The 8,810-nt window shown below is 52.9% G+C and carries 11 protein-coding genes; 6 read left to right on the forward strand and 5 right to left on the reverse strand.

Going from position 1 to position 8,810, the window contains the following annotated elements:
• The 4 genes from LH51_RS20740 to LH51_RS03595 form a co-directional block, all read left to right on the forward strand.
• Positions 1-2,062, forward strand: a 2,062-nt coding sequence (locus LH51_RS20740) for a DUF6862 domain-containing protein (RefSeq protein ID WP_200881853.1), incomplete at its 5' end; no start/stop codon positions are given.
• Between the two features lie 4 nt (positions 2,063-2,066).
• Positions 2,067-2,366, forward strand: a complete 300-nt coding sequence (locus LH51_RS03585; RefSeq protein ID WP_036519783.1) for a hypothetical protein — start codon at positions 2,067-2,069, stop codon at positions 2,364-2,366.
• Between the two features lie 457 nt (positions 2,367-2,823).
• Positions 2,824-3,255: a hypothetical protein gene (locus LH51_RS03590; RefSeq protein ID WP_144244158.1), complete on the forward strand. Its 432-nt coding sequence runs from the start codon at positions 2,824-2,826 to the stop codon at positions 3,253-3,255.
• Positions 3,252-3,812 carry a hypothetical protein gene (locus LH51_RS03595; RefSeq protein ID WP_036519787.1) on the forward strand — a complete coding sequence of 187 codons (561 nt, stop codon included), beginning with the start codon at positions 3,252-3,254 and terminating at the stop codon, positions 3,810-3,812. The genes LH51_RS03590 and LH51_RS03595 overlap by 4 nt, the downstream gene beginning before the upstream one ends.
• A 279-nt stretch (positions 3,813-4,091) precedes the next feature.
• On the opposite strand, the gene LH51_RS19835 is transcribed toward LH51_RS03595, so the two are convergent.
• A complete protein-coding gene (locus LH51_RS19835; protein ID WP_160173672.1) occupies positions 4,092-4,559 on the reverse strand; it encodes an integrase core domain-containing protein in 468 nt (155 codons plus the stop codon).
• Positions 4,560-4,609: 50 nt separating this feature from the next.
• Between LH51_RS19835 and LH51_RS20375 the strand changes: the two genes are divergently transcribed.
• On the forward strand, positions 4,610-4,831 hold the full coding sequence (locus tag LH51_RS20375) for a hypothetical protein (RefSeq protein ID WP_144244159.1): 222 nt from the start codon (positions 4,610-4,612) through the stop codon (positions 4,829-4,831).
• 126 nt (positions 4,832-4,957) lie between these two features.
• Here LH51_RS20375 and LH51_RS03610 read toward each other — a convergent pair whose 3' ends face one another.
• Genes LH51_RS03610 through LH51_RS24635 form a run of 4 tightly spaced genes read right to left on the reverse strand, consistent with a single transcriptional unit; the run spans position 4,958 to position 8,364 of the window.
• Positions 4,958-6,295 carry an MATE family efflux transporter gene (locus tag LH51_RS03610; RefSeq protein ID WP_036519793.1) on the reverse strand — a complete coding sequence of 446 codons (1,338 nt, stop codon included), beginning with the start codon at positions 6,293-6,295 and terminating at the stop codon, positions 4,958-4,960.
• The gene (gene znuB / locus LH51_RS03615; protein ID WP_036519794.1) at positions 6,295-7,089 is read right to left on the reverse strand and encodes a zinc ABC transporter permease subunit ZnuB; all 795 of its coding nucleotides are present in this window, start codon (positions 7,087-7,089) and stop codon (positions 6,295-6,297) included. Before znuB ends, LH51_RS03610 begins: the two co-directional genes overlap by 1 nt.
• Positions 7,082-8,104 carry a zinc ABC transporter ATP-binding protein ZnuC gene (znuC, locus tag LH51_RS03620; RefSeq protein WP_442934810.1) on the reverse strand — a complete coding sequence of 341 codons (1,023 nt, stop codon included), beginning with the start codon at positions 8,102-8,104 and terminating at the stop codon, positions 7,082-7,084. Before znuC ends, znuB begins: the two co-directional genes overlap by 8 nt.
• Entirely contained in the window at positions 8,083-8,364 is a 282-nt protein-coding gene (locus LH51_RS24635; protein WP_442934811.1) for a hypothetical protein, read from the reverse strand. The genes znuC and LH51_RS24635 overlap by 22 nt, the downstream gene beginning before the upstream one ends.
• Positions 8,365-8,443: 79 nt before the next feature.
• On the opposite strand from LH51_RS24635, the gene LH51_RS03630 reads away from it, so the two are divergent.
• On the forward strand, positions 8,444-8,810 hold a 367-nt coding region (locus LH51_RS03630), incomplete at its 3' end, for a metal ABC transporter solute-binding protein, Zn/Mn family (protein WP_160173673.1).

The raw sequence follows: 8,810 nt of genomic DNA on the forward strand, positions 1-8,810 counted from the left end.
CATTACCAACACCGGCTTTGTCCTTGGCAGTCTCAGCCTGGGTCAAAGCAAAATCAACAGCAACTACACCAGTGTCGGCCAACAAAGTGCGATCCGTGCCGGTGACGGTGGCTTTGATATCACCGTAGAGGGCGGCACCCGCCTGATCGGTGGTCAAATCACCAGCAGCCAAGCCGCGGTGGACAACAACCTGAACCACTACCAGGCCAATGCCGGTACCGAAACACAAGACCTGCACAACCGTGCCCGCTATGACGCCAAAAGCGCCAGTATTAGTATCGGCTCTTCCGGCGGTGGCGCGGGAGTTGGCAACGACAGTGGCTCCGCCAGTTCCACCAGTACGGCCGGTATCAGCGGTATCGCCGGTAATGAAACCGTTCGCACCGGTGATGCTGAAACCGGCCTCAACCCGATTTTTGATCAGGACCGGGTACGTCAGGAAATCGATGCGCAGGTGGCGATTACCGCCGAGTTCGGCCAGCAGGCGAGTAAGCTGGTAGGTGATATCGCACAGGCCAAACTTGAAGAGGCTCTGGATAAACGGCTACAAGCCAAACAAGCCGAAGTGGCTGGTGATACAGAACGCGCTGCACAACTCAATGCCCAGGCCGATCAGCTGCAAAATGACTGGGGTGATAATGGCATTAAACGCCTGGCCGCCCACACCGTTATCGGCGCCTTGACCGGTGGTACCAGTGGCGCTACTGGTGCCGCACTCGGCACCCTTACCGCTCCCTTAGTCGCCGATGCTCTCAAACAAGCTGGCGTAGATGAAACCCTGGCCAAAGGCATCACCGCACTGGCCAGCACCGCCGCCGGAGCTGCTGCAGGTGGCACAGCAGGCGCAGCGGCCGGTTTTAATGAGGTGGTGAATAACTACCTGTCTCATTCAGAAGCTAAGCGGCTACAAGAACTTGATCGCTTGCTGGAAGATGAAGAAAACCTGACCGATACACAGCGTCAGGCGTTAGAGGAAGAGTATCAAGTACTTCACAGACTCAATCTCTCTCGTGATCTTGCACTGGAGGAAGCCTGCGGACTGGGCGGCACAGCAGCAGCCTGCAGCTACGAACGCTCATTGCTGCGGGTCGTCTTTGATAGTTGGCAAGACGTTACACTGGGGCCAGAAGATCAAGACACGGTTTTTGCCGAGTATGCCCGCACGGCGAGAGCGTTTAGTCAACACCAGCAAGAGCACATGGAACGTATTGGCACCGAAGCGCTGACGGAAATGGTGGTTGACAGCGTCAAGGCACCGTTGATAATGGGACAGATAGTAGGACAGGCGTTGTTAGGTGATGCCGAATCTCAAGCGCGACTGCGCGCGATGGGTGAGGAGATAAAAGCCTTTGCTGCCCACCCAGCTAACTATATCAGCGAGAGTAACCGCGAACAGTTGGCAAAGGCCGATGCGTTGGAGTTGGCCGGACAGCATGACGAAGCGGACAGGCTACGAATACGCGTTGCACTAGAAAATCAGTCGATGCTGATGGGTGCTGGTGGTCTGGTGGCAAGCCTGCCGAGGATAGTGAGTAAGATTGCGAGCCGTCCTGGGAGAGTGGTGCCGGATGGGAGTAGTTTACTGAGTCCAAGCCAGATCAATGCCATCCTCTCGAGTCCAAAGGGTCAGCGTCCCGATCCCTCAACTTACATGTCTCAGGCGGAGATTAATGCCCACTTGGCTAAATTCGACGATGGGGCTGTTAGATTAACACTAACTTCTAATGTCGAGCGATACGGCAATGCAGGGCCTGATGGTGGTTTTCTCATGCCAAAATCTGAGTTTGATCGGTTGGTAAACGAAACTGGTGGTGACTTGGTTCAGCTTGAGCATAGATTGGGGTTAAACCCCGGTGATCTTACATCAGGTAATGTATCTGCGCTTTTTATAGAACGACCTGATTTAGGTAAATTAAGAATACCAAGCGGAAATGAAGGCGGTGCTATCAATAATCCAAATTGGAGACCTGGTGGTTATACCAGTGGTGGTGTTGCTGAGGGTGTTGCAGACATAAGCGCTGCTCCGTTTGAAGATATTACAATCCAATTAATGGGCAGATAAACTGATGATAGAAGACAGTCGTTTTGGTCCTTATGTAAAGAAAACTGGTAACAAATATTATCCAATTGGTCGGTCGGTAATCCATTCCGAGAACCTTTGGCGTGAGAAAAATTGGGAAGCTCGTAGAGATTCCGATGGCCGTTGTTACTTTGAACAAATGAACGGAGCTCACGGTGGGGGCGTGATTATTTATGAGCTGACTGAGCAAGAATTTGAGCGCATCAAACAAGGTGAGTTATCTTATGATGGTTTGGTTACACTGACAGACCATGATCCGGATCGGAATCCTGTTAAAATCACATAAATGTTAGGATTATCGGAAGAAGTCCAAATTGTCCCGTCCGCTGTCCGCAAGGCAGTAGGGCATGTGAAAACCGATCAGATTGATTAAAGTTTGACCGGCTTTCCATCGGCAAAGAGCAAGCGAGTTACAACCCGCTGCGCGAAAATTGTCATGTTGAGCAACCAGAAGTCACTTTCTGTGGCATGGAGCTGTTTTTGAGTAGGGTAAGCCCCTGCCCTTCGCGGACATTACATTTTGGGAGCTGCTTTTTAAAGAGCGGTGAGTAAGATTGCGAGCCGTCCTGGGAGAGTGGTGCCGGATGGGGGACAAGATGCTCGGATCATCACAACGGAGGATATCAATTTTTATCGAGATGGAGGCCTTCACGACCCTACCAGGACGATGTCGGCCACAGGACCTTGGACACCATCTAACACTGCTGAGTGTCGATCAAGCCAACAACATGGTGCGCACTAGCTTGCCTCAAGGTGCTAGGGTAGATAATGTATTGAGTGCGGATGCGGCTAATCATCAGATTATCAGCAGAAATCCTGACTATTTGCCATCATATATGCCGGGGACACAGATAGTGGAGTTCACCAACACCAAGACAGAACGGTTTGTGCGCGTGTCAGGAGGGAATTCGCCGACGGCCTCGAATTGGATCATGCGCCAGAGCGATATCGAAGGGCTTTCAGCGGAGCAGATCGCAAGCAAGTTTGCCTTGCCAGCAGTGCCTACACACGTTGGTCCTGTGTCCGTTCCGGCGGGTACTCGCTTACAGGGGAGTGTAGCCAATGGGATCATGTTAGGCGATAACCCGGGAGGGGGCGGGGTGCAGTTTTATATTCCGATTGATCGAGATAAGCTCCCTTTAAACTGGTTCGGTAGTACGGGGCTTCTACCGTGATTGAAATTCAGGAATATGTAGGCTGGCCGATTAGAAGGCTAATTTTACCGAATGAAGAGCAAGTAATTTGTCTCTATTGCAAAACCGGTAATGAACCTGAACTTAACCTATATGATGCCAATCACAATGTATTTCGTCTGGACAAGGATGGCAATGTGGTCTGGCAGATTACGCGCATTGATGATCCGGTGGTCAATTGGAAGTATCTACATCAGCTTGCCCGAGAAGAGGGGCGGCGTGGGTGGATTGATCCGTTTACACAATTCCGTGTGTATCGTGAAGATGGCAGTGTCATCATCGAGCGACATCCGCCCACAGAAAAACCAGATTGGAGAGGATACTACCGCTACTTTGGCGTTGATGAGTACGGAAAGCTCAGAAATCTAGTTACTAAGAAGCCGCCACCCTATACAGAAGCACTTCCAGACGTGGTCGCTTGGCAACCGGGGTACAGGGTGGAGCTCTTCGCACTCGGCATTGGCTCGTTGTTGTTCGAGTTGGATGTGGAAACCGGCGTGGCCACTGAGATCACCCCAAAGGGGCAGCGCCCTTGGTGACCATCAGTACACTAAGAGTTTCTGGTCTAGTGCAGCGGCGATGTCCCGTCCACTGTCCGCAAGGCGGTAGGGTATGTGAAAACCGATCAGATTGATTAAATTTCGACCGGTTTTCTATTGGTAAAGAGCAAGCAAATCACAAGCCGCTGCTCTAAAACTGTCATTTCGAGTAACCAGAAGCCACTTTTCGTGGTACTTGGCTGCTTTTGAGTATGGCAATCCCCTGTCCTTAGCGGACAGTACGTTGGCGCTATTTTTTAAAGAGCTGAACTTGGCTGTCTATGGCGGCACGTAAAACCCACGTAATGCCCCATGCCACAGTGATACATAACACCAGTTTTTTGTTTTGGGTGGCACTACACCCAGCCAGGCTTCGGCAGGTGTTCGTCCTCCCAAATTCTGGTGCGGACGAATATGGTTATAACACCAGCAAAAGGTGACCAGTTGTTCATCCAGTTGCACGCCATCGTCAATCAGGATCTGCCGGATATGAGTCTTGAAGGTACCAAAGAAGCGCTCGATCCGGCCATTCTGCCAGGGGCAATGCTTCTCGGTGGTCTGGTGGCGGATACCCAGCAGGCAGCGGAGCAAGGTGATAGATGCCTTGTCAGGTAATTGCTTCAGGGTAACCGCCAGGCGGGAATGATGTTCACAGATACCGAGGACGTGTCCGGATGGCGTGTTGCTTTCGGCCAGTGTTTGCTTTGATGGGGCGTTGAGTGTTATCTCCCACAGGCTCTTTAACAATTTGATGATAAACGGAGGCTATCGGTTTATATGTCAGCGGTCCCGACGCGGTGCTGCTGGCTAGTGCCGGGGGTGATGTGAACCTGGTAGCCGCCCAGATCATCAATACCGGTAGTGGCAGCACCCAGATCCAGGCCGACGGCGACATCAATCTGGGTACAGTGCAAACAGGTGAAAGCCATGACATCATCTGGAGCCAGCGCAACTACGACCACCAAAGCCGCCATCAGGACGTGGGTAGCCACATCCGCAGTGAGCAAAGACCTGCGTAATAGCGGTTCTAATCTACTCAGCGATGAAAACCTGCGGCTGAGCGCCAACAAGCGCCGGTGGCTCAATTACGGTAGGCATCACCAACACCGGCTTTTGTGTGTACTGCTCCGTTCTCGGATAGCCTCCTAGGCCAGTCCCCAGCGGTTGTGACGTGTCAATTGCCTATAGACCCATCCGCCACTGAGCCCTCTGGCCAGGAATAGACCGCACATCGCCAACCATAAGCCATGGTTATCCATGGGTTGGGCCAGCCACCAGAGGGGCAGGAATACCAGAAATACTGAAAACAGCATGGTATTCTGCATGGCCTTTACCTGAGTAGTTCCGATAAAAACCCCATCAAGCAGATAACTCCACACAGCGAGTAGCGGCATAGCTACCAACCAGGGTAAGTAGGTGCTTGCTTGCTGTCTAACACTGTCAATACTGGTCAGCAGGGAAATGACAAAATCACCGGCTAGCCAGAAAAACACCGTCATCCCCAGTGCGGTGATCAGTGACCAGAGCGTTGCAGATGTGATTAGCTGATAAAAATCCTTTGCTTTACGGCGCCCCAGTGCTCTGCCTGCCAGGGCTTCGGTCGCATGCGCAAAACCATCCAGTCCATTGGATATGAGTACCAGGAAATTCAGCAGCACCGCATTCGCAGCAACAATATCCGTGCCCATACGTGCGCCCTGCGCGGTAAAAAAAGCAAAACAGAACAGCAGCAACAGGGTGCGGATAAACAGGTAACGATTCACGTGAAACAAGGCGGCATAATCGCGCCAGCGCAGTAATTGTCGGGCAACAAACTGACCACCGGTTTTCAGTAGCAGCCCACGGCACAGCCACAGTCCGAGTGCGAGGCTGGCATATTCAGCCAGCACGGTGCCCAGGGCCACGCCGTCGGCACGCATCCCCAGGCCGAATACAAACAGCAGATTCAGGATAATATTCAGCAGGTTGGTCAGGGTCATGAGTAAGAGCGGAATGCGGGTATTCTGATTACCGACAAACCAGCCCAGTAGTACAAAATTGCAGAGCACAGCGGGTGCTCCCCAGGCGCGGATCAGCGCATAGCGGCGGGCTTCGGTTACCACGGCTTCCTTTGCACCGGATAATGTCAGCGCCAGCTCGGTTATAGGGCTGCGTAATAGAAATATCAGTGAACCTAACAAAAAGGCGATCAGCAGGGATTGGGCAAGGTAGTTACGGATGGCATCGCCATCTTCACGGCCAAAGGCCTGGGCCACCAGTCCGGTGGTACCCATACGTAAAAAGCCAAAGCTCCAGTAGACCACGGTAAACAGCATCCCGCCTATGGCAATGGCGGCCAGGTAGCGCGGCTCGGGTAAATGCCCCATTACCGCCGTATCCACCAGCCCCAGTAACGGCACGGTGATATTTGATAGCATCATCGGCCAGGCCAGTTGCCAAACGCGTCGATGGGTGGTGTTATCGGGCCAGTAGCGAAAGGACATCAGCGACTGGCTTGCCTTAGCGGCAGACTGTAGAGCAGCAGAAAGATCACCAGAGCTGTGACCACAACTGAGGGGCCTGCAGGGGTGTCAAATACCCAGGATGCCCAAACCCCGCCCGACACAGCGACCATGCCCAGAAGCGAGGCGATAAAGGCCATCTGTTCTGGCGTACTGGATAAGCGACGTGCAGCGGCGGCTGGAATGATCAGTAATGAGGTGATCAGCAAAATACCCACCAACTTCATGGCCACGGCGATAACCAGGGCAATCATCAGCATCAGTGCCAGACGCGTGGCGGTGACATTTACCCCTTCTACACGTGCCATCTCTTCATTGATGGTGATCGCCAGGAGTGGATGCCACAGGCGCCAGAGTGTGAGCAATACCAGCAGTCCCCCGCCATAAACCCAGAGCAGATCGGTTGGCGCAATGGCTAACAGATCGCCAAACAAGTACTGCATCAGGTCGATACGGATATGGTCCAGCAAGGACACAGCTACCAGGCCAATCGATAGCGTGCTGTGCGCCATGATGCCCAGTAGCGTGTCTGTAGCCACCAGGTGTTGCTTTTGCATCGCTACCAGTAAGACAGCCAGCAATACACAGCAAACCATGACCGCCAGGTTCAGGTTAATACTGAACAGAAAGCCCATGGCAACACCCATCAGGGCCGAATGAGCCAGCGTGTCACCAAAATAGGCCATGCGCCGCCATACCACAAAAGCTCCGAGCGGGCCGGTGATAGCGGCCACACCCAGGCCGCCAACAAGGGCAATCAAAATAAACTCAGGCATCGTTTGACTCCGGTGGTGCTACTGAGGTGGACTTGAGCAGCTCGGGTTCCGCATCCAGACGATCATGGCGGTGATCATGATGATGGTTGTACAGGGCAAACGCCTGCGCCTGGCTGCGCCCGAAGAGCTCAATAAAGGTCGGGTCGTTACTCACCCGCTCCGGGTGGCCTGAACAGCAGATATGGCGGTTAAGACAGACTACATGGTCAGTCGCAGACATAACCAGGTGCAGGTCGTGTGAGATCATCAGGATGCCGCATTTGCGTTGCTCCCGGATCGCACTGATTAACTGGTAGAGTTCTGTCTGGCCGTTAACATCAACCCCCTGTACTGGCTCATCCAGTACCAGTAGACGTGGATTGCGCAGTAGCGCTCTGGCCAGCATCACCCGCTGGGTTTCTCCGCCGGACAGGTCATGAAAAGAGTGTTGTAGCAGGTGGTGGGCGCCGACCTGATCCAGGGTCATAGCCAGCGTGGCTGGATCAGGTTTGAGGCCAATATTCAGAAAGCGCTTTACCGTCAGTGGCATGGTTCGGTCAATGTTGAGCTTTTGCGGCATATAACCGACTCTCAGCCCGGGTGAACGCCACAAACTCCCCTGGCTGGGTGGTATCAATCCAAGTACGACACGCACCAGCGTCGTCTTGCCTGCTCCGTTAGGGCCGATGAGTGTGGTAATGCAGTTATCGTGCAGGGTCAAAGAGACATGGCTGAGCACATCCTCTCGTGCAAAGCGCACAGAAATATCCTCTAAGCGTACCAGGTCGCGGTCATGGCTAGACATGCAGTTATTGGCTTCCTTGTTGGCACTCAGGCAGATGCCCAGTACTTCAATGGTTTCACGGGTTATGGCAAAGTTCAGTTGCTGTGCCTGCTGCTGCAACGCCTGTTGCAAAGGCGTTGCATCGATTTCACGTGCCTGCTGACACTGCTCACAGATGAAAAAGCATCCGGAATGCTGCTTGCCAGGGTGAATGCAACCCATATAGGCGTTTAGTGAAGCCAGTCTATGCACCAGCCCCCGCTCCTGTAAAAATTCCAGTGCCCGATAAACAGTCGGAGGTGCCGAGTTAAAACCAGCGCTTGCCAGGCTGGCAACAGATCATACGCCCCAAGGGGTTTATGACTTTGCCAAATCAGCCGGAGTACCAGCTCTCTAACCGGTGTCAGTCGGAGTTGTTGCTCACGGCAGAGTGCTTTGGCTGATGACATGGCTTCATCGATACAGTGCTGATGATCATCGCTACAGACAAAGGCAGTATTCATATCAGGCATGACAGATGCGTTCCGAGATTATTTGTTATATTATAACCTAAATAGTTAGTAAACAGGATCGGGATCTATCATGCCAAAAATGAATACATTAGTCCGTAGTTTGCCACTTGCTGCCGCACTCTTTTTTTCTACACAGCTGAGTGCGCAGCAGGTTGTCAGTACCATCAAACCACTGCACCTGATAGCCAAGGCTGTCACCGACGGTGTCGTTGAGCCTGCACAGTTGCTGCCAGACAATGCTTCACCGCACACCTTTTCGTTGCGTCCATCCGATATGCAGCTATTAACTGATGCCGAGGTTGTTTTCTGGGTTGGGCCAGACCTGGAGCAGTTTATGCTAAGGCCTTTGCAGCGCACTGATGCCATGGTTGTTCAGATTCACTCCGATAGTGATCCTGTTGACGACCACGACCACGACCACGACCACGACCACGACCACGACCACG

It is taken from the genome of Nitrincola sp. A-D6 (genome assembly GCF_000764495.1).
In the GTDB taxonomy this organism is placed as follows: domain Bacteria; phylum Pseudomonadota; class Gammaproteobacteria; order Pseudomonadales; family Balneatricaceae; genus Nitrincola.